Origin of the sequence: Paraplanobispora takensis, assembly GCF_016863195.1 — a bacterium.
Classification (GTDB): Bacteria; Actinomycetota; Actinomycetes; order Streptosporangiales; family Streptosporangiaceae; genus Planobispora; species Planobispora takensis.
In genome coordinates this window covers 13,527-37,174 of sequence record NZ_BOOK01000037.1, presented here as the reverse complement: position 1 = coordinate 37,174, position 23,648 = coordinate 13,527, and the positions used below count along the sequence as shown (strand labels likewise).

The following is a 23,648-nucleotide window of genomic DNA, read 5'->3' as shown; positions in this document are numbered from 1 at the left end:
CATGAACGGTGTCATCGCCGGGATCTCCTACCGGGCGCTGCTCGGCCGGCGGCGGATCTGGCTTCTCGTCCTGCTGCCGGCGGTGCTGCTGGCCCTGGCCGTCCTGCTCCGCGTGATCGGCGCCGACGGCGAACGGGCCACGGTGGAGCTCATGCGGACCTTCGCCATCGGCATCATGCTGCCGCTGCTGGGCCTGATCGCCGGGACCGGGGTGATCGCCCCCGAGATCGACGACGGGACCGTCATCCACCTGCTGGCCAAGCCGATCTCCCGGCCGGTGATCGCGCAGACCAAGTTCCTGGTCGCCGCCTCGGTCGTCGCGCTCTTCGCCACGGTGCCGACCTTCCTGGCGGCCTACCTGCTGATCGGCCTCGAATCCGGGGTCGCCTCCGGCTTCGCCCTGGCCGCTCTGGTCGGCGGCGTCGCGTACGCGGCGGTGTTCATGCTGCTGGGGGTGATCACCCGGCACGCGGTCACGATCGGCATCGCCTACGCGGTGATCTGGGAGGGGCTGGTGGGCAACCTCGTCCCCGGCGCCCGGCGCTTCTCCGTCCAGCAGTGGGCCCAGACCGTCGCCGACCAGGTGTCCTCCTCGTTCTTCCTGTCCACCGAGATCGCGCTGGGCTTCGCCGCCACCGCGCTGCTCGTCGTCACCGTGGGCGCCGTGGCCTGGGCGGGCCTGCGCCTGCGGAGCTTCTCCCTCACCGGCGACGAGTAGCCGCCGGTGAGGGAGGGCCGGAGTCAGGCCGGGAAGTCCTTGGGGTTGACGCCGCTGGTCCGGGCGTTGCCGCCGACGACGCGGTTGAGGGTCAGCGTCCAGATGGTCGCGCTGGTCGAGGTCGTGGTGAACCGCAGCTTGTCGTCGAAGCGCTGGTAGACCGCGCTCTTGGTGAAGCGGCCCTTGGAGACGCTGAACCGGTAGCCGCTGGTGAAGTAGATCCGGTAGGTGCCGTCCCGGACGTCATTGATCTTGGCGGTCGACCGGGCCCGGACGTAGATGCTGATCGCCTTGGTCCTGCCGCGGACGAGGGTGATGACGGCGTCGGTCCTGTTGCCGTTCTTGATCTTCAGGACACCGCGTCCACCGCTGATGCGGTCGTAGAGGATCCGGCCGTTGCCCGGCCGCGCGGCCGCGTCGGCCCAGGAGACTGCGGTTTCCTGGGTCGAGGCGGCGGCCGGCGCGACGGCGGGGCCGACGAGAAGGGCGGAAGCGAGGGCGGAAGCGGTGATCGCTCCCGCGAGGGGGCGTAAAGAGATCATTTCGTAAATATCTCGAATGTCTCTCGGAAGCGTCAATGTGATAAGAATCCCGACCGGATACCCGAGGGCCACTGTTCCGTACGCCCTCCGCCCGCTCCCCCGGGCGAATGCCCAGGCCGTACGGCCCGCGGACGGATGCCGGGGCCGTACGGCGGGCGAGTTCAGAGGCAGACCTCGCGGACGACATCCGCCAGACGGTTGGCCAGTTGCTCGGCCTGCTCCGCCGAGGCGGCCTCGACCATCACCCGGATCATGGGCTCGGTGCCGCTCGGCCGGATCAGCACCCGGCCGGTCTCGCCGAGTTCCTCCTCGGCCCCGGCGACGGCCGCCGCCAGCTCCGGCACCGAGGCCTTCGCCCGGTCGACGCCCTTGACGTTGATCAGGACCTGCGGGAGCCGGGTCATCACCGAGGCGAGCTCGGCCAGCGGCCGGCCCTCGCGGACCACCGCCGACAGCAGGTGGAGCGAGGTCAGCAGGCCGTCCCCGGTGGTGGCGTGGTCGAGCATCAGGACGTGCCCCGACTGCTCGCCGCCGAGGTTGTGACCGCCGGCCTTCATCGCCTCCAGGACGTAGCGGTCGCCCACCGCCGTCTCGATCACGTTGATCCCGGCGTTCTGCATCGCCAGCTTGAAGCCCAGGTTGGACATCACCGTGGCGACCACGGTGTCACCGGCCAGTTTCCCCTCGGCGTGCATGGCCATGGCCAGCACGGCCATGATCTGGTCGCCGTCGATCACCTCACCGGTGTGCGCGACCGCCAGGCAGCGGTCGGCGTCGCCGTCGTAGGCGATCCCGACGTCCGCGCCGCGGGAGACCACGACCTGCTGGAGCTTGTCCAGGTGGGTCGAGCCGACTCCGGCGTTGATGTTCAGGCCGTCCGGGCGCGCGCCGATGGTCTCGACCTTCGCGCCGGCCCGCAGCAGCGCCTCGGGCGCCACGATGTGGGCCGCGCCGTGCGCGCAGTCGACGACCACGCTCAGGCCGTCGAGGCGGCCCGTCACGGTGGACAGCACGTGGGACACGTAACGGTCGGCCTCGCCGTACGCGTCGCGCACGCGGCCGACCGCGGATCCGACCGGGCGGTCCCACTTCTCGCCGAGCCGCTGCTCGATCTCGTCCTCCACCGCGTCGGGCAGCTTGTAGCCGCCCTTCAGGAAGAACTTGATCCCGTTGTCCGGGGCGGGGTTGTGGGAGGCGGAGATCATCACGCCCATGTCGGCTCCGAGAGCCGTGGTCAGGTATGCGACCGCCGGGGTGGGCAGCACGCCGAGCCGGAGCACATCCACGCCAGACGACGCAAGGCCGGCGACCACCGCGGCCTCCAGGAATTCTCCTGAAGCGCGGGGATCCCGGCCTACGACGGCGATCGGGCGGTCCGGTGAACCGGGCCGCCCGCCGCTGGCATGGAACGCCCCGGCATCGCCGAGGACATGAGCCGCCGCCACGGACAGGTCCATGACGAGCTCGGCCGTGAGGTCGCGACCAGCGACCCCACGTACCCCGTCGGTGCCGAAAAGGCGCCCCAACTTAACGCTTGCTGTACTGCGGGGCCTTACGGGCCTTCTTGAGACCGTACTTCTTGCGCTCGGTGGCGCGGGCGTCACGGGTCAGGAAGCCGGCCTTCTTCAGCGGCGGGCGGTTGACCTCGACGTCCAGGACGGCCAGCGCGCGGGACAGGCCCATGCGCAGGGCACCGGCCTGGCCGGTGACGCCGCCGCCGTCGATGCGGGCGATGACGTCGAACTGGTCCTCGGCGCCGAGCGTCACGAAGGGCTCGTTGACGATCTGCTGGTGGACCTTGTTCGGGAAGTAGACGTCAAGCGGGCGACCGTTGATCGTCCACTTGCCGGTGCCCGGCACGATGCGCACGCGGGCGACGGCCTCCTTGCGGCGGCCGGTGCCGTACGAGTTGCCCAGGGTGATGGGCTTGCGGACGGCGGCCTCGCCGCCGACAGCGGACTCGCTGGTGTACTCGGAGGGGAACTCCTCCGCGTTGAATTCGTCCAGCTCGCCCTCGACGGGCGTCTCGACACCGGTGGGCTCAGCCACGGTTCTCCTCTAACTTTCCTACTCGGCGTCGGCCATCGGCCAACGCTGCTGGCGACAGCGGCTCGGGCGACTACTGGGCGATCTGGGTGATCTCGAACGACACCGGCTGCTGCGCCTGGTGCGGGTGCTCGGACCCGGAGTAGACCTTGAGCTTCTTGATCATCTTTCGGCCGAGGGCGTTCTTGGGCAGCATGCCCTTCACGGCCTTCTCGACTGCGCGGTCGGGACGCTTGTCCATCAGCTCGGCGTAGCTCACGGAGCGCAGACCGCCGGGGTAACCCGAGTGGCGGTAAGCCTTCTTCTGCTCGAGCTTGTTGCCGGTCAGCGCGATCTTGTCGGCGTTGATGACGATCACGAAGTCACCGGTGTCGACGTGGTTGGCGAAGATCGGCTTGTGCTTACCGCGAAGCAGGATCGCGACGTGGCTGGCCAGCCGGCCGAGCACGATGTCGGTGGCGTCGATGACATACCACTGACGCTCGACTTCAGCAGGCTTGGGTGTGTACGTGCGCACGGTCGTATGCCTTCTTTGTTCGCGTCTTCGGGGCTGCCGGGAGCGGCAGCGACTTGGTCGGTAGGTGCGGGCACACGACAGCCCGGACCTCCCGTCTCCCAAGTCGAAGGAGATGACGCCGGACGCGCCGCGCATCGTTCTTCAGCAGAACGATTCGCACACAACGAAGCAGGATACAGCCCCAGGAGAACGAGGGTCAAAAAGACGCCTCTCCCGCCTGCCTCCGGCGCAAGTCTACCGGCAGGTGGGAGTGCTCCGCCGGGCGCACGTCCTGCGTTCCGTAGATTGTTCCCGACATTCTCTTCTTCAACTATCTCAACATCTCTATCTTTGTTAGCGGTATGTGGCACTCCCCTTACCCCAGGCATACCCAGCGGGCCCGCTTGCGCCGTATGGGAGCGTTTGCATGCCTGATGGCGGTTCTGCTGATCGGATTCGTCCTCGGCAGGGGGAGCCGCGGCCAGGAGGTGGCCGACCAGATCTTCCTGAACGACGTCCCCGGCAGCCCGTCGCCCACCGCGGCGCCCAAGGCCGGCCGCGCCGGGTCCGTCGACCAGCGCGTCCCGCTGGGACGGGTCGCCCGGCCGAGCGAGATCGTCCAGACGCCGCGGGTCCGCCGCACCCCGCGCCCCTCCGTCAGCCCCCGCAACAGCATCGACGGCTCCGACGGCGACGAGGAGTCCCGCTACATCCTGCGCGGGGAGGGCGGCGAGGACTCCGGCCCGCCGGCGCTGAGCGCGCTGGAGAGCGAGGCCGTCCGGCTCATCAACGTCACGCGCAAGCGGGCCGGATGCGCGCCCTTCCGGGTCGACGCGCGGCTGGTCCAGGCGGCCCGCACCCACTCGGCCGAGATGGCGGCCACCGGCCGGCTGTCGCACGAGTCCCCCGACGGCTCCTCCCCGTGGGACCGGATGGAGGCCGCCGGCTACCGCGACGGGGGCGCCGAGAACATCGGCCGGGGATCGACCACGGCCGCCGACGCCGTGCGGAGCTGGATGGCCAGCAGCGGCCACCGGCGCAACATCCTGAACTGCGCGCTGACGGTCACGGGCGTCGGCGTCGTCGACGGCCCCGCCGGGCCCTGGTGGACGCAGGATTTCGGATATTCGTGAGCGGAACGCCCTCAGGACGGAGCTACTCTCAGCGCATGGGTTTTCCTGGGGACTCCCCTCGCCGCCAGCCGTACGGCCAGCCTGACGCGTCGTCCGCGCCGCCCGCCGGGCACCGCGACGAGCAGGGCGAGAACTGGTTCGACCCCTCGGCGCACGGTCAGGCCTCCCCGCCGCCCGGGTACGGCCAGGCCTCTCCACCGCCGGGTTACGGTCAGGCCCCGCAGCCGGGATACGGCCGATCTCCGCAATCGGGGCACGACCGGTCTCCCCACCCGCAACAGTCCGGCCGGGGCACCGAACCCCCGTACGGCAGGGCCCCGCAGTCCCCGCCGCCCGGCCGGGACCCCCGGCCCGCGGGCGGGCCGGGCGCGGAGCCCACGGTCGCCTCCGGGCTCCCCACGCCCCCGGAACGCCCCCGGACGGAGATGTGGAGCCCCTACGACGAGGGTCCCCGCTCGCGCCGCCCGCTCATCATCGCCGCCGGCGGGCTCGCCGTCCTGGTCGCCGGGGGCATCGGCCTGGCGATGCTCGCCAACTCCGAGGACTCCCCGTCCGCCGCGGCCGGCTCCCCCACCGCGGCGCCGACCAACGCCGCCGCGCCGGCCGACCCCGGCGGCGAGTACGGCTTCACCGAGTCCCGCACCACCGACCCGCACGCGCTGACGCTGAACGAGATCTTCAAGAAGAGGAAGTTCCGGGCCGGCGGCCAGAACTACCTGATGACCGTCCGCCGGAGCGACAAGAAGTGCAAGGACGCCGCGGTGGGGAGCACCCTGCAGAAGGCGCTCACCTCCGGCAAGTGCACCCAGTTGCTGCGCGCCAGCTTCAAGGACTCCTCCGGAAAGATCGTCGGCACCCTGGGGGTCGCCAACCTGAACACCACGTCGTCGGCGGCGAAGGTCGTCAAGGCCACCAGGGGCAAGAGCCTGGACAACTATCTCAAGGTGCTCCCCGGCAAGGACGAGACCACCAAGTGGCTCGGCGTGCAGGGCGAGGCGGTCGCCGGCGGATGGCGGCACGGGCACTACGCGATCCTCGTCTACTTCAAGTACAAGGACGGCCACAAGCCGAGCGAGAGCGAGGCCAAGAAGCTCAACGCCGCCGCCTTCGCCGTCGCCGACGCCACCGTCACGCCCGCGCTGGAGTCACGCGCGCTGACCGGCAGGCGTCCGTGAGCCTTCCCGGGGCTCCGTAACGAAGATTTTTCAGCCGTTTTTCACCGGAAAATCCGTGGGTGACAGCGTCGGGAAAGCCCATACCTACGTGGCGATCTCCAGCTGTCGCTACGCTTCCGGGTATGCGTGGCCAGGAATCCGGGTCCGAGTCCGAGCACGAAACCGACGGTTCGACCATGCCGGCGACGCCGCCGCCGAGTTTCGGCAGGCCTTCGCCGCACGCCTCACGGACCGATCAGACAGCAGACGAGCAGCCCTCCGTCCCCGCGGCACAGCCGCAGCCCACGACCGAGCCGCCCTGGACGGTCCCCGACGACGGCGAAGCCCCCTACGACTGGCTTGCCGCCCCCGGCGACCTGCTCGACCCCGACCCCCTGCCCGCCCCGCCTCCGTGCCCCACCCCCATGCCGCCCTCCGGCACTGCGCAGGCACCGGGCTCCGGCCCCGGGCCGTCCGACATGCCTCACCCCGGCCCCATGCCGCCCGCGCCGCCGAGCTCCGGCACTACGCCGCCCCCGGCACCCCACCCCGGCGCCGGGACGTCCGCGCCGGACCACGGCTCCTTCTCTTCGCCGGCGCCGAGCTCCGGCGCTGCGCCGTTCTCCGCTCCCTCGCCGGGCCCGTCTGCCTCCGTACCGCAGGGCCGGCCGGGGATGGACGGCCCCGCCGGGGATGAGCTTCCCGGACCCGGCGCCGCCGCCCCGGAGGAGCCTTCATGGCAGCCGCCTCCGGCCTTCACCGCCGCGGCCGCGGGCATGCACGTGTGGCCCTCTCCCGCCTCGGGTGTGCCGGGCGCCGCACCGTGGCCCGCCGCCACGGGCGAGCCGGTCGGGGGGCCCTCGTGGCCCGACCACGACGAGCCGTCCCGTCCCGGCGAACCCGGTGACGTTCCCGTCTGGCCGCCGCATGTCGTCGCCCAGCATTCCGGTGATGACTCCGAGGTCGACACCGTCAACGTCCGCGTCCCCCTCTCTCCCGACGACCAGCCCTCCGCGCCCGCGGCTCCTCCGGTCCCCGGCCATTTCCCCGGGCCCGACCAGGGTCACGAGCACGGCTATCAGCAGGGGCCCGGGCCGTACGCCTCGGATCTCCCGCTTCCCGCCGCCGGTCCGGTGACGCCGACCGGCCCTGAGCCGCAGAACACCGCGCCCGCCCAGGATCCGGGGACCGCGCACGCCGTACAGGCAGGCGGGCCCCCGACGCCCCCGGCACCGCCCCAGCACGACACCCCGGCCCCGCCGCCCCCGCCGCAGGACCACATCCCGGTTCCGCCGCAGGGGCCCGTCCCGGCCCCGCCGCCCCCGCCGCAGGGTGAGGGTTCCGTTCCCCCGCCTCCGCACGGCCTGCCGGTCCCGCCGCAGGGCCACGCCCCGGTCCCGCCGATCGTGCCCCCGGACAACGGCCCGATCCCCCAGGTCCCGCCGCAAGGTGACGCTCCGATCCCCGCGCCTGCGAACGTCCCGCCGTCCCCGCCGCAGGCCGGCGGCCCGGTCCTGCCCGCCCCGACGCCGGGGGACGTCCTGCCCCCGCCGGTCCAGATCCCGGTCCCGCCGCAGGGTGGGGGCCCCACCGTCCAGCTCCCCGTCCCGCCGCGGGGAGAAGGTCCGACCGCCCGGCTCCCGATTCCCCCGCAGGGGGAGGGCTCCACTGTTCAGCTACCGGTACCGGCGCAGGGGGACGGTCCGGGATCCTCGATGCCGGTACAGGACGGTGGTCCGGCTCCCGCTGAGGAGCAGTCCGGCATGCCGGTGGACCGACCGACCCCTCCGGGCGGCATGCCGGTGGACCATCCGACCCCGCCCGGCGGCATCCCCGTGATCACGCCGACGGCCACGCTCCCCGCGGTGCCTCCGCCTCCGGGAGGGCGGCTGCCGGTCTCGCCTCCTCCCACCGCTCCGGACGGCCGTCCGCTGATGCCGTCTTCCGCTCCGGGCGGCCCGGCCCCCTCGGCCGGTGGCTCTCCGACGATGGAGCGCGGGCCGTTCCAGCCGATCTCGGCCGCCGTTCCGAGCGCGCCCGCTCCCGCCTCCGCGTCACCGGCCAAGGGCCGGGGGAAGACCGCGCTGCTGGCGGCGGGGGTGGCGGTCGCGGTGGTCGGCATCGGGACCGGGGCCTTCTTCGCCTACCAGTCGTTCGGCTCCGGCAAGACCTCGTCGGCCGCCACGTCCGCGCCGATCCCCAGTGGCCCCCTCGACGAGCAGGCGGAACCGTCCTCCGCCGACCCCTCCCCCGCCGACACGGCCAAGCTCAACTCGGAGCTGACCGATCCCGGCAGGATGAGTGTGAGCGACGCCTTCAAGAAGAGGGTCACCATCGGCAAGACCGCGTTCACCCTGGTCGAGACCCACATGACCCAGGACTGCGACAAGGCCGCGGCGGGCGCGTTCGCCACGGCGCTGCGCGCCGGTGACTGCCGTCGCGTGCTGCGGGCGACCTACGTGGACGGCAAGAAGAAGTACGCCGTGACCACCGGCGTCGCGGTCCTGCCCACCCGCGAGTCGGCCGTGAAGGTCGACCAGGCGAAGAACCTCGAGGACAACCTGTGGTTCCGCGGCCTGCCCGGCGACACCGGCACCGGGGCGGAGCGCGTGCACATCGCGGGCGGTTACGCGGCGGGGCTGGTGTGGGGCCGCTACATCGTGTTCAGCTACGCGACCTTCGCCGACGGGCACACCCCGACCTCGAAGGAGAAGGGCCTGGGCAAGGTCAGCGGCGCCTTCCGCGACCAGACCGCCAAGGCCGTCGAACGCCGCGTCACGGACTGACGCCGATCACCCGCCGTCCCGCCCGGCGGGGTGCCTCCACCCCGGACGCACCCCGCCCACCGGGTACGGCTCAGCCGCCGAGGGTGCGGACCCGGCGGGTGGCGGCGGCCCGATCGGCGAGTTCCTCCGGCCCGGGATAGCGGACCTCTTCCAGGCAGAGGCCGTGGGCCGGGGCGACGTGTACCGCGGAGTCCCGTACGGCTCTGGCGAGCACCTGGCCGGGCCACTCCACGGGCAGGCGGCCTTCTCCCACGGCGAGCAGCGAGCCGACCAGCGCCCGCACCATCGAGTGACAGAACGCGTCGGCGACCACCGTGGCGACCAGGACGCCGTCCTCCTCGGCCCAGTCGAGCCGTTGCAGCTCGCGGATGGTCGTGGCGCCCTCGCGTTTCTTGCAGAAGGCCGCGAAGTCGTGCTCGCCCAGCAGGCGGGCCGCGGCGGTGTTGAGCCTGCCGAGGTCGAGCGGGCGGGCGTACCAGACGACCTCGCGGCGGCGCAGCGGGTCCACGCCGCCCGGGGCGTCGCAGACCCGGTAGGCGTAGCGCCGGGACATCGCCGAGAAGCGAGCGTCGAAGCCCTCAGGAGCCACCGTGACGCGATGAACCCTGACGTCCGGGTCCAGGATGCCCCCCAGCCTCCTGCGGAGGCTGGGGAGCCGCTCAGTCATGAGCTCCTCGGGCGTCGCTTCCTCCGGCCCTTCCGGCTCCCCCGGGGACGGCCGGCGTCCGCGGCGGCCGTCCACCGCCGTGAGCGCCTCGGGTTCCAGATCCACGTGGGCCACCTGGCCGCGGGCGTGCACCCCCGCGTCGGTCCGCCCGGCCACGGTCAGCGCGGGCGGGGCGGGCAGGCGCAGGATCCTGGCGAGCGCGTCCTCGATCTCTCCCTGGACCGTCCGCCTGCCCGGCTGCCTGGCCCAGCCGGAGAAGTCGGTGCCGTCGTAGGCGAGGTCCAGGCGCAGCCGTACCACGATGTTCCTCCCGGAGAACGGGAACGGGCCCGGCACCCCGGGAAGGGGATGCCGGGCCCGTCCGCACGGCCTGACGGATCAGGCGTTGTCCTTCTTGGCCTCGGTCTCCTCGGCGGGAGCCTCGGTGGACTCCTCGGCCTGGGCGGTCTCCTCGGCCGGGGTCTCGGCGACGTCCTCGGTCGTGTCCTCGACGGCCGGGGCGGTCGCGGCGGCGGCCGGAGCGTTGGAGACGCGAACCTGGTTCAGCGGCTCGGACACCAGCTCGATGACCGCCATGGGGGCGGCGTCGCCCTTGCGGAGGCCGACCTTGGTGATCCGGGTGTAGCCGCCGGGACGCTCGGCGAAGGTCGGCGCGATCTCGGTGAAGAGGTGGTGGACGACGCTCTTGTCGCGAACGACCGTCAGTACCTGGCGACGGTTGTGCATGTCGCCCTTCTTCGCCTTGGTGATCAGCTTCTCCGCCAGCGGGCGCAGGCGCTTGGCCTTCGCCTCGGTGGTCTTGATCCGGCCGTGCTGGAAGAGCTGGGTGGCGAGGTTGGCCAGGATCAGCTTCTCGTGGGCCGGGCTGCCGCCGAGACGGGCACCCTTGGTGGGCCTGGGCATTGCGTGTTCTCCTTGAGAGTTAACCCGCCCCGGCCGTATGAGGTACCGGGGTCGGGCCGGGGGCCGTGGCGGCCCCCGTTGGGCACATCAGTACTGCTCGGTCTCGACGTACGCGCTGTCGTCGTCGTCGTAACCGCCACCGGCCACCGCGGTCGGGTCGAACCCGGGCGGAGAGTCCTTCAGGGCCAGCGACATCTCGTGCAGCTTCTGCTTGACCTCCTCGATGGACTTCGCACCGAAGTTGCGGATGTCCAGCAGGTCCTGCTCGCTGCGGGCGACGAGCTCACCCACGGTGTGGATGCCCTCGCGCTTGAGGCAGTTGTAGGAGCGGACGGTGAGGTTCAGCTCCTCGATCGGCAGCGCCAGGTCGGCGGCCAGGGCCGCGTCCGTCGGCGACGGGCCGATGTCGATGCCCTCGGCCTCGACGTTCAGCTCGCGGGCGAGGCCGAACAGCTCGACGAGGGTCTTGCCGGCGGAGGCCACCGCGTCGCGGGGCTTCATGCTCGGCTTGGTCTCGACGTCCAGGATCAGACGGTCGAAGTCGGTGCGCTGCTCGACACGGGTCGCCTCGACCTTGTAGGTGACCTTGAGCACCGGGGAGTAGATCGAGTCGATCGGGATGCGGCCGATCTCCTGGCCCGGCTGCTTGTTCTGCGCGGCGGAGACGTAGCCGCGACCGCGCTCGACGGTCAGCTCCATCTCCAGCTTGGCCTTGCCGTTCAGCGTGGCGATGCGCAGCTCGGGGTTGTGCACCTCGACGCCGGCCGGGGGCGCGATGTCGGCGGCGGTGACGTCGCCGGGGCCCTGCTTGCGCAGGTACATGACCACGGGCTCGTCGTGCTCGGAGGAGACGACCAGCTCCTTGAGGTTCAGGATGATGTCGGTGACATCCTCCTTGACCCCCGGGACGGTCGAGAACTCGTGCAGCACGCCCTCGATGCGGATGCTGGTCACGGCCGCGCCCGGGATGGACGACAGCAGCGTGCGCCGCAGCGAGTTGCCGATGGTGTAACCGAAGCCCGGCTCCAGCGGTTCGATGATGAACTTGGACCGGTTCTCCTCGAGGTTCTCCTCGAGGAGGGTGGGACGCTGAGCGATCAGCATGTGGGTTCTCCCCTGGACGTGCGGCGCCCGCTATTTGACGCCGCTCGGTAATAACAGCATAGGTGCCGTACGGCGGACCGCACGGCACCTACGTGAGCGCTACTTGGAGTAGAGCTCGACGATCAGCTGCTCCTGGACCTGCGTGTCGATCTGCTGACGGACCGGCAGCTGGTGGACCAGGATGCGCATGGCCTCCGGCGCGACGCCCAGCCAGGCCGGGAACGTCCTGTCGCCGGCGGTGGCGCGCGCGACCTCGTAGGGCAGCAGGTTGCGCGAGCGCTCGCGGACCTCGACGATGTCGTGCTCGCGGACGCGGTACGACGGGATGTCGACCTTCTTGCCGTTCACCAGGATGTGGCCGTGACGGACCTGCTGGCGGGCGGCGTCGCGGGACTCGGCGAAACCGGCGCGGTAGACCACGTTGTCGAGACGGCTCTCCAGGATCTGGAGGAGGTTCTCACCGGTCTTGCCGCCCTTGCGGTTGGCTTCCTCGTAGTAGTTGCGGAACTGCTTCTCGAGGACGCCGTAGATGCGGCGGGTCTTCTGCTTCTCACGAAGCTGGAGCTGGTACTCAGACTCCTTCGGACGACCGCGGCCGTGCTCACCCGGCGGGTAAGGACGGATCTCGATGGGGCACTTCGCGGACTCGCACTTCTTGCCCTTGAGGAAGAGCTTGACCTTCTCCCGACGGCAGAGCTTGCAGTCCGCACCCGTGTAACGAGCCATTTTTCTCTATCTCCTGGGCGTCAGACGCGACGGCGCTTGGGCGGACGGCAACCGTTGTGCGGAACGGGGGTGACGTCCTGGATGGAGCCGACCTCGAGACCGGTCGCCTGCAGCGAGCGGATCGCGGTCTCACGGCCGGAGCCGGGGCCCTTGACGAAGACGTCGACCTTGCGCATGCCGTGCTCCATGGCGCGGCGGGCGGCGTTCTCGGCGGCCATCTGCGCGGCGAACGGGGTGGACTTACGGGAGCCCTTGAACCCGACGTGGCCGGCGCTGGCCCAGGAGATCACGTTCCCGTTCGGGTCGGTGATCGAAACGATCGTGTTGTTGAACGTGCTCTTGATGTGGGCGTGCCCGTGAGCGACGTTCTTCTTTTCCTTGCGGCGCACCTTCTTCGGGGCGCCCTGGCGGCTCTTAGGAGGCATTCTTTGCCTTCACTCCTGAGGTCTTCGGTCCTGCGGCTGCGCGGACTACTACTTCTTGCCGGGCTTCTTCTTGCCGGCCACGGTCTTCTTCTTGCCCTTGCGGGTGCGCGCGTTGGTCTGCGTGCGCTGACCGTGCACGGGGAGGCCGCGGCGGTGCCGGATGCCCTGGTAGCACTGAATCTCGATCTTGCGACGGATGTCGGCCTGGACCTCGCGGCGGAGGTCACCCTCGATCTTGAAGTTGGCCTCGATGTAGTCACGCAGCGGCACGAGCTCTTCGTCCGTGAGCTGGTGGACCCGCAGGTCGCCGCTGATGCCGGTGGCCTTCAGGGTCTCGAGCGCGCGAGTGCGGCCGATTCCGAAAATGTAGGTGAGAGCGATCTCCAGCCGCTTGTCGCGGGGGAGGTCGACGCCAACCAGGCGAGCCATGGTCGGGCATTCTCCTTCGTTGTGGCGGAGGTCTTGCGATGCACTACCCCTCCCCAATGCCCGGGGTGAGGGCCCCGGCCTCCGACCGGGGGTCGCCTGCGTGGTACGGCCTGGGCCGCCTGCGCAGGTGTGAACCGCGATTACCGTCGGCCCCACATGGAACGAGCCCGCTGCGTGGAGCGGACTCTCGTAAGGCCTGCTTTGTCTGTGACTAGCCCTGGCGCTGCTTGTGGCGCAGGTTGTCGCAGATCACCATGACGCGACCGTGCCGGCGGATCACCTTGCACTTGTCGCAGATCTTCTTGACGCTCGGCTTGACCTTCATAGTCCTTTATTCGTCCCTCAGACGCTTACTTGTACCGGTAGACGATCCGCCCACGACTGAGGTCGTAGGGGCTCAGTTCGACGACAACCCGGTCGTCGGGAAGGATTCGGATGTAGTGCATGCGCATCCGCCCGCTGATGTGGGCCAGGACCTTATGGCCGTTGTCGAGCTGCACCCTGAACATGGCGTTCGGGAGCGACTCAACCACAGTGCCCTCGATCTCGATGGCGCCGTCCTTCTTGGCCATGTCCCTCGCGTTTCACTGATCGGTCGTCTGAGGCTTCGGAACACTAAGCAGCCGCGACCACGCGCTTCGATGAGAGCGGCGGTAGCGACACCGCCGATGCGCAATGGTCATAGTGAACCGAAAGAGGAGTGTACGGCACCGGGCGAAGAAATGCGAAACAGACGGCCGGCGCCTTGACACAACTGCTAATCAGGATACCCCCTATCCGGACTGCATGTGGTGTCCGCGCCGCACACGGCACCCGCACCGTGCACGCCGTCCGCGCCGTGTACGGCATTCGCGCCGTGTACGCCGTCCGCGCCGTGTACGGCATTCGCGCCGTGTACGGCATTCGCACCGCGCACACGAAGGGGCCCGCCGGTGATCGGATCACCGGCGGGCCCCTCGAAGTCGGCTACCCCCCTGGGTCAGCGTGCCGCCTCAGCGGCCGCCGCTCTCAGAAGGCGTCGCCCCAGTTGCCGCAGTCGTCGAAGCGGTTGTCGCCCTCGCAGACGCGGATCTTGAAGTCGTCGAAGCCGTTGCTCTTCTTGAAGCCGCCGAACTTGTCGAAGTGGCGGTGACCGAAGGTCTTGTAGTACTTGGTGTGGGTGCCGAACTTGTCGTGCCAGCGGAACCACACGTAGCTGTACTCGCGGTCACGGTCACGGTCGAACAGGTCGCCGAAGAACCAGTAGCGGCCGCTGTCCTTGTACCAGTAGCCCTTGAAGTAGGACCGCTTGCCGAAGCTCTCGCCGCCGCCGAACTTGGAGTAGTACGGACCGAAGAAGTGCTTCTTGGGCGCCTGGGCCTGCTGGGCGGCGGTCGCGGTGTCCGCGGTCGAGGCCATGGCCGCGGGGGCCGCGGCCAGACCGGCGGCCAGCGAGCCGGCCAGAGCGGTTCCGGCGAGAACGGTACGGAGCTTGCTCATTTGTTTCTTCCTCCTGTGAAGGGGTCCTGCTGTTCGGACACCGCTTACGTTAGGAAGATTCGATCCGCCGTTCTGCGGAGGAATGCACACTCAGTGACGAGGGTGCACTATTACGGCTTCCCATCCTTGCGAAGGGCGATCAGAACGCTGCCGACCAGCAGGATCGCCCCCCAGGGACCCATCACCCACACGGGCCAGGGATAGGGGAAGTCCATGCCGTTCGTCAGGCCGATGATCAGCCAGATCACCCAGTTGACCCCGCTGGCGATGGCCCAGGGCGCCCACATGGCGGCCAGCTGGTTGCCCCGGCTCTCCGCGGGCTTGGCGGACCGCTGGGGGGCGGCCGCCGGCAGCTTGCGCAGGTCCACATCGGGCAGGTCGGAGGTGAGCGTCGCCAGCTCGCCGTAGGTCTTGCTGGCGTAGAGCTGCTCCAGCCGCTCGTCGAACTCCTCGACGGTGAGGCGTCCCTGCGCGTAGTGCTCACGCAACACCGAGGCGACCCTGTCCCTGTCGTCGTCCGACGCCCTCATCTGTGGACCAGTCGCCATCGTCACTCACATCCGCTCACCGCAGGGGCCGCTCACACACGGCCCGCGTCGTCTCCCAGCAGGTCGGCAAGCCGCTCTTTCCCCCCGTCAAGCGCGGTCAGTACCCAAGGTCCATTATGTGTCACGGCGACGCTGTGCTCGAAATGCGCGGAGGCCTTGCCGTCGATCGTCACGACCGTCCAGTCGTCGGCCAGCACCTTGGTGCGGTCGGTGCCCAGATTGAGCATCGGCTCGATCGCCAGGCACATGCCCTCCTCGAGCTTCGGCCCCCGGCCGGGCCTGCCGTGGTTGGCGACCCAGGGGTCCATGTGCATCTCGGTGCCGATGCCGTGCCCGCCGTACTCCTTCGGGATGCCGTAGCGGCCCTGGGAGCGCGCGTACTTCTCCACCTCGTGCCCGATGTCGGACAGGTGGCGGCCCGGCGTGAGCGCGGCGATCCCGCGCCACATGGCCTCCTCGGTGACCCGCATCAGCTCGGTGAGCGCGGGGTCGACCTCGCCGACCGGGACCGTGATCGCCGAGTCGCCGTGCCAGCCGTCCAGGATCGCGCCGCAGTCGATCGAGATGATGTCACCCTCGCGCAGCCTGCGGCTGTCACCGGGGATGCCGTGGACGACCTCGTCGTTGACCGACGCGCAGATCGTCGCGGGGAATCCCTGGTAGCCCTTGAACGAGGGGATGGCCCCCTCGTCCCGGATCGCCTTCTCCGCGATGGCGTCGAGGTCCAGGGGCGTCATACCGGGCTGCACGCTCTCGCGCAGCAGTTGCAGCGTCCGGCCGACGACCAGGCCCGCGGCCCGCATCTTCTCCAGCTGCTCAGGCGTCTTGACCTGGATTCCGTGCTTGTTCTTCTTGAACACGTGTTCACCCCCGGGGTGATTAAACAGGCAATTCGGGAGCTCAATTCCCCCGATTGTGCCCTAGGAGCTGCTCCCGAACACAACACGCCACCCACGGAAAGGTCCGTGAGTGGCGTGCCGGCGACGAATCGCTAGTCCACGTAGGGCGCCAGGGCCTCCATCGCGCGCTGGGTGACCTCTTCCACCGGGCCCGCCGCGTCCACGCCGACCAGGATCTCCTCGTCGGCGTAGAAGGAGACCAGCGGAGCGGTCTGCTCCTGGTAGACCTCCAGGCGACGCCGGACGGTCTCCTCCTTGTCGTCGTCGCGCTGGTAGAGGCTGCCGCCGCAGGCGTCGCAGATGTCGTCCTTCTTGTCGTCGAAGTCGACGTGCCAGATACGCCCGCACTGGCTGCAGGTCCGGCGGCCGGCGAGGCGGCGGACCACCTCGTCCTCGTCGACCACGAGCTCCAGGACGATGTCCAGTGCGACGCCGAACTCGGCAAGCATCTTCTTCAGGATCTCGGCCTGGGGCACGTTCCTGGGGAAGCCGTCGAGCAGGAAACCGTCCTGCGCGTCGTCCTCCGAGAGGCGGTCGCGGACCATCGCGATGGTGACCTCGTCGGGGACGAGATCGCCGCGGTCCATGTATTCCTTGGCAAGCTTGCCCAGCTCCGTGCCGCCGGAGACGTTGGCACGGAAGATGTCACCTGTCGAGATCTTCGGGATGGACAGGTTCGATGCGATGAACTGGGCCTGCGTCCCCTTACCCGCTCCGGGGGGCCCCACCAGTACGAGTCGCACTACTTCAGGAAGCCTTCGTAGTTGCGCTGCTGCAGCTGGCTCTCGATCTGCTTCACGGTGTCAAGACCGACACCCACCATGATCAGAATGCTCGTGCCTCCGAACGGGAAGTTCTGACTCGCCCCGACGAGGGCCAGCGCGACGATCGGCACCATCGAGATCAGGCCCAGATAGAGCGCGCCGGGAGCGGTGAGTCGCGTAAGAACGTAGTTCAGGTACTCAGCCGTCGGGCGTCCCGGGCGGATACCCGGGATGAAACCACCGTACTTCTTCATGTTGTCGGCGACTTCAACGGGGTTGAAGGTGATCGACACGTAGAAGTAGGTGAAGAAGACGATCAGCAGGAAGAACGTGATCATGTAGACCGGGGTGTCGCCGGTGACCAGGTTCGTGCTGATCCACTGCACGACCGCGTTCGGCTCCTCCTGGGAGTTCGTGAACAGGGTCGTGATCAGCTGCGGGAGGTAGAGCAGCGAGGACGCGAAGATGACCGGGATGATGCCGGCCTGGTTGACCTTCAGCGGGATGTAGGTCGAGGTCCCGCCGTACATCCGGCGGCCGACCATGCGCTTGGCGTACTGCACCGGGATCCGGCGCTGCGCCTGCTCGACCATGACGACCAGGGCGATCATCGCGATGCCGACGGCGATGACGACGGCGAAGACGAAGGCGCCCTTCTGCTGGGCGATGCGCAGCAGCTCGGCCGGGAAGACCGCGATGACCTGGGTGAAGATCAGGATGGACATGCCGTTGCCGACGCCCCGGTCGGTGATGAGCTCGCCCAGCCACATGATGACGGCGGTGCCGGCGGTCATCGTCAGCACCATCGTGACGATGGAGAAGACGTTGTCCTTGTCCAGCAGAATGTCCTGCTGGCAGCCCGGGAACAGCTGCCCGGTACGAGCCAGGGCGATGAACGCCGTCGACTGCAGGATCGCCAGGCCGATCGTCAGGTAACGGGTGTACTGCGTGATCTTGGTCTGGCCGGCCTGACCCTCCTTCTTGAGGGCCTCGAGCCGGGGAATGACCACGACCAGCAGTTGGAGAATGATGCTCGCGGTGATGTAGGGCATGATGCCCAGTGCGAACACCGACAACTTCAGCAGCGCGCCGCCGCTGAAGAGCTGGACCATTCCGTAGATGTTGCCCGCATCGCCCGCCTGCGCCTCCTTGAGACACAGGGCGATGTTCTCGGTGTGCACACCCGGGGTCGGAAGAACCGAACCAAGACGGAAAAGCGCGATGATGCCCAGTGTGAAGAGCAGCTTCTTACGCAGGTCCGGCGTACGGAACGCTCGGGTAAACGCGGTCAGCACGGTCCCTCCTGCGCGCCTGAAAGGCGAGGTCGGTCAGCGATGGTGCGGGGGTGGTCCATCTTGTATCTCAAGTCGACGAGCGCGTGGAAAATGAATTGACACTCACTGTCCAGCGAACTCTAACGCACCACGGGCGCGGGGGCCCATTGCGAGCCCCCGCGCCTCGTGTCATGCCTACAGCTCGGAGACAGAACCACCGGCAGCGGCGATCTTCTCCTTGGCGCTGGCGGAGAAGGCGTGCGCCTGCACGTTCAACGCCACGGAGATGTCACCGGTTCCGAGGACTTTTACGAGCTGGTTCTTGCGGACCGCGCCCTTGGCGACCAGCGTCTCGACGGTGACGTCGCCACCCTCGGGGAACAGCTCGCCGAGCTTGTCCAGGTTGACGACCTGGTAGGTCGTCTTGAACAGGGCGTTGCTGAAGCCCTTGTACTTGGGCAGGCGACGCTGGAGCGGAACCTGGCCACCCTCGAAGCCGAGGGGGACCGTGGTCCTGGACGTCGTGCCCTTGGTGCCACGACCGGAGGTCTTGCCCTTGGACGCCTCGCCGCGGCCCTTGCGGACCTTCGACTTGTTGGCGCCGGGGGCCGGCCGCAGGTGGTGGATGCGGAGCGGAGTGTTCTCTGCCATGTCTAGTCGACCTCTTCCACGGTGACGAGGTGCGTCACCACGGAGACCATGCCGCGGATCTCCGGGCGGTCCTCCTTGACGACGACGTCACCGATTCGCTTCAGACCGAGCGAGCGCAGCGAGTCACGCTGGTTCTGCTTGCCACCGATCTTCGAGCGGACCTGGGTGATCTTCAGACGCGCCATCGACTAGCTCACCGCCTTCGCCGCCGCGGCCTCCGCGAGACCCTCGGCGCGAGCCTTGAGCATCGCCTTGGGGGCGACGTCCTCGATCGGCAGGCCGCGGCGGGCGGCGATCTCCTCGGGGCGGCTGAGGCCCTTCAGAGCGGCCACCGTGGCGTGCACGATGTTGATCGGGTTGTCCGAGCCGAGCGACTTGGACAGCACGTCGTGGATGCCGGCGCACTCCAGGACGGCGCGCACCGGGCCACCGGCGATGACACCGGTACCGGGCGAGGCCGGGCGCAGGAAGACGACGCCGGCGGCCTCCTCACCCTGCACGATGTGCGGGATGGTGCCCTGGATGCGAGGCACCTTGAAGAAGTGCTTCTTGGCCTCTTCGACGCCCTTGGCGATGGCCGCGGGGACTTCCTTGGCCTTGCCGTAGCCGACACCGACCATGCCGTTACCGTCACCGACGATAACCAGGGCGGTGAAGCTGAAGCGACGACCACCCTTCACGACCTTGGCCACTCGGTTGATCTTCACGACGCGCTCGATGTACGAGACGCCCTTGTCAGCGCTGCCGCCGCGACGGTCGTCACGCCGACCGTCACGCCGCTCGCCACCGGCGGCGCCACCGCGACGCGGAGCTCCAGCCATCAGTGGTTCCTCTTCTCATTCATAAGACGGGCCATCAGAATTCCAGCCCACCTTCGCGGGCGCTGTCCGCCAGGGCCGCGATGCGGCCCGCGTAGCGGTTGCCACCGCGGTCGAAGACGACAGCGGTGATCCCGGCAGCCTTGGCCCGCTGAGCGAGAAGCTCGCCGACCTGCTTCGCCTTGTCGGTCTTGACGCCGTCGGCCGTACGCAGGGCGCTCTCCATGGTGGAGGCGCTGACCAGCGTGTGCCCCTGGGTGTCGTCGACGATCTGGACGAAGAGATGCCGCGTGGAGCGGTTGACGACCATGCGCGGACGCGCGGTCGTGCCGACCACCTTCTTGCGGACGCGGGTGTGGCGACGGGCCCGCGAGACGGCGCGGGCGGCCGTGTGCTTGCCGAACGCAGTCTTGCCAGCCATGCCTACTTACCAGCCTTTCCGACCTTGCGGCGGATAACTTCGCCCTGGTAGCGCACACCCTTGCCCTTGTACGGGTCGGGCTTGCGCAGCTTGCGGATGTTCGCGGCGATCTCGCCGACCTTCTGCTTGTCGATGCCGTCCACGTGGAACAGGGTCGGCTTCTCGACGCGGAAGGTGACACCCTCGGGGGCGTCGACGATCACCGGGTGGCTGAAGCCCAGGGCGAACTCGAGCTGAGTCGGGCCCTTGGCCTGCACGCGGTAACCGACACCTACGATTTCCAGGGTCTTGGTGTAGCCCTGGGTCACACCCGTCACCATGTTGGCGATCAGGGTGCGGGACAGTCCGTGCAGCGCACGGACCTTGTTCTCGTCGCTGGGGCGCGTGACGGTGACGACACCGTCCTCGCCCTTGCCGACCTCGATCGGCTCAGCGACCGTGTGAGAAAGCGTGCCCTTCGGGCCCTTGACCGTGACATTCCGGCCGTCGATGGTGACATCGACACCGCCCGGCACGGGGATGGGCAGCCGTCCGATTCGCGACATGCTGTTCTACTCCCCTCTTACCAGACGTAGGCGAGGACTTCCCCGCCCACTCCACGCTTGCCGGCCTGCTTGTCGGTCATGAGACCGGCGGACGTCGAGATGATCGCGACGCCCAGCCCGCCCAGGACTCGGGGCAGATTGTCCTTCTTCGCATAGACCCGCAGACCGGGCTTGGAAACCCGGCGGAGGCCCGCGAGCGACCGCTCACGGCTCGGCCCGAACTTGAGCTCCACCACGAGGTTCTTTCCGACCTTGGCGTCTTCGACGCTCCAGGCCTGGATGTAACCCTCCTGCTGGAGGATCTCGGCGATGTGCGCCTTGATCTTCGAGTACGGCATCGCCACGGTGTCGTGGTAAGCCGAGTTCGCGTTTCGCAGACGCGTCAGCATGTCTGCGATCGGGTCGGTCATCGTCATGGCCGGTGGCCTTCCTCACCGCGGTTTCCGCAAGGGACCTACGGTGTGGTCATGGGCGCTTCAGACAGCGCCCGGTGTGAATATGACTTCTGTACGGCTGGCCTCACGCGGATCCGGCACGTTCACCGGATCCGCGCGGAGACTACCAGCTCGACTTGGTGATGCCGGGCAGCTCGCCCCGGTGCGCCATCTCGCGGAAGCAGATGCGGCACAGGCCGAACTTCCGGAAAACCGCGCGGGGACGGCCACAGCGCGAGCACCGGGTGTAGGCCCGGACCTCGAACTTGGCCTTGCGAGCAGCCTTGACCTTGAGCGACGTCTTCGCCATGATCAGGCCTCCTTGAAGGGGAAGCCGAGGTGCTTGAGCAGCGCCCGGCCCTGGTCGTCGGTCTTGGCGGTGGTCACGACCGTGATGTCCATGCCACGCTGGCGGTCGACCTTGTCCTGGTCGATCTCGTGGAACATGACCTGCTCGGTCAGACCGAAGGTGTAGTTGCCGTTGCCGTCGAACTGCTTCGGCGACAGACCGCGGAAGTCGCGGATACGGGGAAGCGCCAGGGACAGCAGACGGTCCAGGAACTCCCACATGCGGTCGCCGCGCAGCGTGACGTGCGCGCCGATCGGCATGCCCTCGCGCAGCTTGAACTGGGCGATGGACTTGCGGGCCCGGACGACGGCCGGCTTCTGGCCGGTGATGGCCGTGAGGTCACGGACGGCGCCCTCGATCAGCTTGGAGTCGCGAGCCGCCTCGCCGACACCCATGTTCACCTTGATCTTGGTGATCGTGGGGATCAGCATGACGTTCTCGAAGCCGAACTCCTCCTGCAGCTTCGCGGCGATCTCTTCGCGGTAACGCTGCTTGAGGCGCGGGAGCGTACGCTCTTCGGAAGTCGCAGTCATCAGTTGTCCTCACCCGTCTTGTCGTCGGCCTTCTTGTCGGCCTTCTTCTCGGCGGGCTTCTCGTCATCCTTGAGCTTCTTGACGTTGCTCACGTGGATGGGGGCCTCCATGGTCTGCACGCCGCCGGTCTTGGCGCCGCGCGGACCCTGGTGGGTCTCCTTGGAGTGCTTCTTGATCATGTTGACGCCCTCGACCACCACGCGGTCCTCGCGCGGGTAGGCGGCGATCACACGGCCCTTGGCACCCTTGTCCTTGCCGGCGATGACCTGGACCAGGTCACCCTTCTTCACATGCAGCTTCGGCATTTACAACACCTCCGGCGCGAGCGAGATGATGCGCATGAACTTCTTGTCACGCAGCTCGCGGCCGACGGGACCGAAGATACGCGTACCACGGGGGTCACCGCTGTCCTTGATGATGACCGCCGCGTTCTCGTCGAAGCGGATGTAGGAGCCGTCGGGCCGGCGACGCTCCTTGACGGTGCGCACGACGACAGCCTTGACGACGTCACCCTTCTTGACGGTGCCGCCGGGAATGGCGTCCTTCACCGTGGCGACGATGATGTCGCCGATACCCGCGTAGCGCCGACCCGAGCCACCGAGAACGCGAATGCAAAGGACTTCCTTCGCACCCGTGTTGTCGGCGACCTTGAGTCGCGACTCCTGCTGGATCACGTGTTCTCCTGTTTGTCTCGCCGGTTCTCACCCTCGGGTGAGCCTTGCGGAACCTACTGTGGTCTTTTTCCTCCGGTGACAGCCCGGCTTCCCGGACCGCCATCGCAGGCGGTGCCAGGGCCCCCTGCGGGGACCCTCACACCCTTGGACACCGTCATGGGGGGTGGACTCTCGGCCACCCCCCACGAGGCGCGTTCGTTACTTCGCCTTCTCGAGGATCTCGACGACCCGCCAGCGCTTGCTCGCCGACAGGGGCCGGGTCTCCATCAGCAGGACCCGGTCGCCGACGCCGCAGCTGTTGGCCTCGTCGTGCGCCTTGTACTTGGTCGTCCGGCGGATGACCTTGCCGTACAGCGGGTGCTTGACGCGGTCCTCGACAGCGACGACGACGGTCTTGTCCATCTTGTCGCTGACGACCAGGCCCTCACGGGTCTTGCGGTAGTTCCGCGCCACGGTCGTGCTCTCCGTTGCCTCAGCCATCGATCGACTCCTTCTCAACCGTCACGATGCCGAGCTCCCGCTCGCGCATCACGGTGTAGATACGGGCGATCTCGCGGCGGACGGCGCGCAGCCGCCCGTGGCTCTCCAACTGGCCGGTCGCGGCCTGGAAGCGGAGGTTGAACAGCTCCTCCTTGGCTTCCTTCAGCTTCTGGACCAGGGTGTCCTGGTCCTCCACCCGCAGCTCACCGGCGGTCAGGCCCTTAGCCATCACGCCTCACCCACTTCACGCTTAACGAACCGGCACTTCATCGGGAGCTTGTGCATCGCACGGCGCATGGCCTCGCGGGCCACGGGCTCGGCGACACCGGACAGCTCGAACATGACGCGACCGGGCTTGACGTTGGCGATCCACCACTCCGGCGAACCCTTACCGGAACCCATGCGGGTCTCGGCCGGCTTCTTCGTCAGCGGACGGTCCGGGTAGATGTTGATCCACACCTTGCCGCCACGGCGGATGTGCCGGGTCATGGCGATACGAGCCGACTCGATCTGGCGGTTGGTCACATAGGAGTGCTCAAGCGCCTGAATGCCGAACTCGCCGAACACGACGCGGGTGCCGCCCTTGGCGGCGCCGCTGCGGTCGGGCCGGTGCTGCTTGCGGTGCTTGACCCTGCGCGGGATCAGCATGG

General features: G+C 68.7%; 34 protein-coding genes. 4 read left to right on the top strand and 30 right to left on the bottom strand.

What is annotated here, in order from left to right; translation table 11 throughout:
- Position 1 precedes the first annotated feature (1 nt).
- Entirely contained in the window at positions 2-718 is a 717-nt protein-coding gene (locus Pta02_RS25510; protein ID WP_203877453.1) for an ABC transporter permease, read from the top strand.
- A gap of 23 nt (positions 719-741) precedes the next feature.
- On the opposite strand, the gene Pta02_RS25505 is transcribed toward Pta02_RS25510, so the two are convergent.
- From Pta02_RS25505 to rplM, 4 genes are all read right to left on the bottom strand, one after another.
- Positions 742-1,260 (bottom strand): hypothetical protein, encoded by a 519-nt coding sequence (locus Pta02_RS25505; RefSeq protein ID WP_203877452.1) that lies wholly within the window; start codon positions 1,258-1,260, stop codon positions 742-744.
- A 161-nt stretch (positions 1,261-1,421) separates the two neighbouring features.
- On the bottom strand, positions 1,422-2,786 hold the full coding sequence (glmM, locus tag Pta02_RS25500; RefSeq protein WP_203877451.1) for a phosphoglucosamine mutase: 1,365 nt from the start codon (positions 2,784-2,786) through the stop codon (positions 1,422-1,424).
- Between the two features lies 1 nt (position 2,787).
- Complete coding sequence (rpsI, locus tag Pta02_RS25495) at positions 2,788-3,309, bottom strand: 30S ribosomal protein S9 (protein ID WP_203877450.1); 522 nt, start codon at positions 3,307-3,309, stop codon at positions 2,788-2,790.
- Positions 3,310-3,379: 70 nt separating this feature from the next.
- A complete protein-coding gene (gene rplM, locus Pta02_RS25490) occupies positions 3,380-3,823 on the bottom strand; it encodes a 50S ribosomal protein L13 (protein ID WP_203877449.1) in 444 nt (147 codons plus the stop codon).
- Between the two features lie 413 nt (positions 3,824-4,236).
- Between rplM and Pta02_RS25485 the strand changes: the two genes are divergently transcribed.
- The 3 genes from Pta02_RS25485 (at position 4,237) to Pta02_RS25475 (ending at position 8,875) form a co-directional block, all read left to right on the top strand.
- Entirely contained in the window at positions 4,237-4,935 is a 699-nt protein-coding gene (locus Pta02_RS25485) for a CAP domain-containing protein (protein WP_203877448.1), read from the top strand.
- 35 nt (positions 4,936-4,970) lie between these two features.
- Positions 4,971-6,110, top strand: a complete 1,140-nt coding sequence (locus tag Pta02_RS25480) for a hypothetical protein (RefSeq protein WP_203877447.1) — start codon at positions 4,971-4,973, stop codon at positions 6,108-6,110.
- Between the two features lie 653 nt (positions 6,111-6,763).
- On the top strand, positions 6,764-8,875 hold the full coding sequence (locus Pta02_RS25475; RefSeq protein ID WP_203877446.1) for a hypothetical protein: 2,112 nt from the start codon (positions 6,764-6,766) through the stop codon (positions 8,873-8,875).
- 70 nt (positions 8,876-8,945) lie between these two features.
- Here the strand turns inward: Pta02_RS25475 and truA are convergent, their stop codons facing one another.
- The 26 genes from truA to rplP all read right to left on the bottom strand — a co-directional run bounded on the left by truA (position 8,946) and on the right by rplP (position 23,646).
- A complete protein-coding gene (gene truA / locus Pta02_RS25470) occupies positions 8,946-9,842 on the bottom strand; it encodes a tRNA pseudouridine(38-40) synthase TruA (protein ID WP_203877566.1) in 897 nt (298 codons plus the stop codon).
- A gap of 78 nt (positions 9,843-9,920) precedes the next feature.
- On the bottom strand, positions 9,921-10,445 hold the full coding sequence (rplQ, locus tag Pta02_RS25465; protein WP_203877445.1) for a 50S ribosomal protein L17: 525 nt from the start codon (positions 10,443-10,445) through the stop codon (positions 9,921-9,923).
- 87 nt (positions 10,446-10,532) lie between these two features.
- Entirely contained in the window at positions 10,533-11,549 is a 1,017-nt protein-coding gene (locus tag Pta02_RS25460) for a DNA-directed RNA polymerase subunit alpha (protein WP_203877444.1), read from the bottom strand.
- A gap of 99 nt (positions 11,550-11,648) precedes the next feature.
- Positions 11,649-12,275, bottom strand: coding sequence for a 30S ribosomal protein S4 (gene rpsD / locus Pta02_RS25455; protein ID WP_203877443.1), 627 nt, complete (start codon positions 12,273-12,275; stop codon positions 11,649-11,651).
- Between the two features lie 20 nt (positions 12,276-12,295).
- On the bottom strand, positions 12,296-12,700 hold the full coding sequence (gene rpsK, locus Pta02_RS25450; RefSeq protein WP_020542285.1) for a 30S ribosomal protein S11: 405 nt from the start codon (positions 12,698-12,700) through the stop codon (positions 12,296-12,298).
- Between the two features lie 48 nt (positions 12,701-12,748).
- Positions 12,749-13,129 carry a 30S ribosomal protein S13 gene (rpsM, locus tag Pta02_RS25445; RefSeq protein ID WP_184942315.1) on the bottom strand — a complete coding sequence of 127 codons (381 nt, stop codon included), beginning with the start codon at positions 13,127-13,129 and terminating at the stop codon, positions 12,749-12,751.
- A 211-nt stretch (positions 13,130-13,340) separates the two neighbouring features.
- On the bottom strand, positions 13,341-13,454 hold the full coding sequence (gene rpmJ, locus Pta02_RS25440; RefSeq protein WP_003956441.1) for a 50S ribosomal protein L36: 114 nt from the start codon (positions 13,452-13,454) through the stop codon (positions 13,341-13,343).
- A gap of 25 nt (positions 13,455-13,479) precedes the next feature.
- On the bottom strand, positions 13,480-13,701 hold the full coding sequence (gene infA / locus Pta02_RS25435; RefSeq protein WP_012887858.1) for a translation initiation factor IF-1: 222 nt from the start codon (positions 13,699-13,701) through the stop codon (positions 13,480-13,482).
- Positions 13,702-14,137: 436 nt separating this feature from the next.
- A complete protein-coding gene (locus Pta02_RS25430; protein ID WP_203877442.1) occupies positions 14,138-14,608 on the bottom strand; it encodes a hypothetical protein in 471 nt (156 codons plus the stop codon).
- A 110-nt stretch (positions 14,609-14,718) separates the two neighbouring features.
- Positions 14,719-15,156 (bottom strand): DUF1707 SHOCT-like domain-containing protein, encoded by a 438-nt coding sequence (locus Pta02_RS25425; RefSeq protein ID WP_203877441.1) that lies wholly within the window; start codon positions 15,154-15,156, stop codon positions 14,719-14,721.
- A gap of 32 nt (positions 15,157-15,188) precedes the next feature.
- Positions 15,189-16,016 carry a type I methionyl aminopeptidase gene (map, locus tag Pta02_RS25420; RefSeq protein WP_203877440.1) on the bottom strand — a complete coding sequence of 276 codons (828 nt, stop codon included), beginning with the start codon at positions 16,014-16,016 and terminating at the stop codon, positions 15,189-15,191.
- Between the two features lie 131 nt (positions 16,017-16,147).
- Entirely contained in the window at positions 16,148-16,798 is a 651-nt protein-coding gene (locus Pta02_RS25415; protein ID WP_203877439.1) for an adenylate kinase, read from the bottom strand.
- Positions 16,798-18,114 (bottom strand): preprotein translocase subunit SecY, encoded by a 1,317-nt coding sequence (gene secY / locus Pta02_RS25410; RefSeq protein ID WP_203877438.1) that lies wholly within the window; start codon positions 18,112-18,114, stop codon positions 16,798-16,800. The genes Pta02_RS25415 and secY overlap by 1 nt, the downstream gene beginning before the upstream one ends.
- 174 nt (positions 18,115-18,288) lie before the next feature.
- Complete coding sequence (gene rplO / locus Pta02_RS25405) at positions 18,289-18,744, bottom strand: 50S ribosomal protein L15 (RefSeq protein WP_203877437.1); 456 nt, start codon at positions 18,742-18,744, stop codon at positions 18,289-18,291.
- 2 nt (positions 18,745-18,746) lie between these two features.
- Positions 18,747-18,929 (bottom strand): 50S ribosomal protein L30, encoded by a 183-nt coding sequence (gene rpmD / locus Pta02_RS25400; protein WP_068896549.1) that lies wholly within the window; start codon positions 18,927-18,929, stop codon positions 18,747-18,749.
- A gap of 3 nt (positions 18,930-18,932) precedes the next feature.
- The gene (gene rpsE / locus Pta02_RS25395; protein ID WP_203877436.1) at positions 18,933-19,565 is read right to left on the bottom strand and encodes a 30S ribosomal protein S5; all 633 of its coding nucleotides are present in this window, start codon (positions 19,563-19,565) and stop codon (positions 18,933-18,935) included.
- Positions 19,566-19,599: 34 nt separating this feature from the next.
- Positions 19,600-19,983, bottom strand: coding sequence for a 50S ribosomal protein L18 (gene rplR, locus Pta02_RS25390; RefSeq protein ID WP_203877435.1), 384 nt, complete (start codon positions 19,981-19,983; stop codon positions 19,600-19,602).
- A gap of 2 nt (positions 19,984-19,985) precedes the next feature.
- The gene (gene rplF, locus Pta02_RS25385; protein ID WP_203877434.1) at positions 19,986-20,528 is read right to left on the bottom strand and encodes a 50S ribosomal protein L6; all 543 of its coding nucleotides are present in this window, start codon (positions 20,526-20,528) and stop codon (positions 19,986-19,988) included.
- Positions 20,529-20,545: 17 nt separating this feature from the next.
- Complete coding sequence (gene rpsH, locus Pta02_RS25380; RefSeq protein WP_184942297.1) at positions 20,546-20,944, bottom strand: 30S ribosomal protein S8; 399 nt, start codon at positions 20,942-20,944, stop codon at positions 20,546-20,548.
- Between the two features lie 142 nt (positions 20,945-21,086).
- A complete protein-coding gene (locus Pta02_RS25375) occupies positions 21,087-21,272 on the bottom strand; it encodes a type Z 30S ribosomal protein S14 (RefSeq protein ID WP_068896544.1) in 186 nt (61 codons plus the stop codon).
- Between the two features lie 2 nt (positions 21,273-21,274).
- Positions 21,275-21,844 carry a 50S ribosomal protein L5 gene (gene rplE / locus Pta02_RS25370; RefSeq protein WP_203877433.1) on the bottom strand — a complete coding sequence of 190 codons (570 nt, stop codon included), beginning with the start codon at positions 21,842-21,844 and terminating at the stop codon, positions 21,275-21,277.
- A complete protein-coding gene (gene rplX / locus Pta02_RS25365; protein WP_203877565.1) occupies positions 21,844-22,140 on the bottom strand; it encodes a 50S ribosomal protein L24 in 297 nt (98 codons plus the stop codon). Before rplX ends, rplE begins: the two co-directional genes overlap by 1 nt.
- A 9-nt stretch (positions 22,141-22,149) precedes the next feature.
- A complete protein-coding gene (gene rplN, locus Pta02_RS25360) occupies positions 22,150-22,518 on the bottom strand; it encodes a 50S ribosomal protein L14 (protein ID WP_068896541.1) in 369 nt (122 codons plus the stop codon).
- Between the two features lie 198 nt (positions 22,519-22,716).
- Positions 22,717-22,998 (bottom strand): 30S ribosomal protein S17, encoded by a 282-nt coding sequence (gene rpsQ, locus Pta02_RS25355; RefSeq protein ID WP_203877432.1) that lies wholly within the window; start codon positions 22,996-22,998, stop codon positions 22,717-22,719.
- Positions 22,991-23,227 (bottom strand): 50S ribosomal protein L29, encoded by a 237-nt coding sequence (gene rpmC, locus Pta02_RS25350; protein WP_012887839.1) that lies wholly within the window; start codon positions 23,225-23,227, stop codon positions 22,991-22,993. The genes rpsQ and rpmC overlap by 8 nt, the downstream gene beginning before the upstream one ends.
- Positions 23,227-23,646, bottom strand: a complete 420-nt coding sequence (rplP, locus tag Pta02_RS25345; protein ID WP_067130055.1) for a 50S ribosomal protein L16 — start codon at positions 23,644-23,646, stop codon at positions 23,227-23,229. Before rplP ends, rpmC begins: the two co-directional genes overlap by 1 nt.
- Between the last annotated feature and the right edge of the window lie 2 nt (positions 23,647-23,648).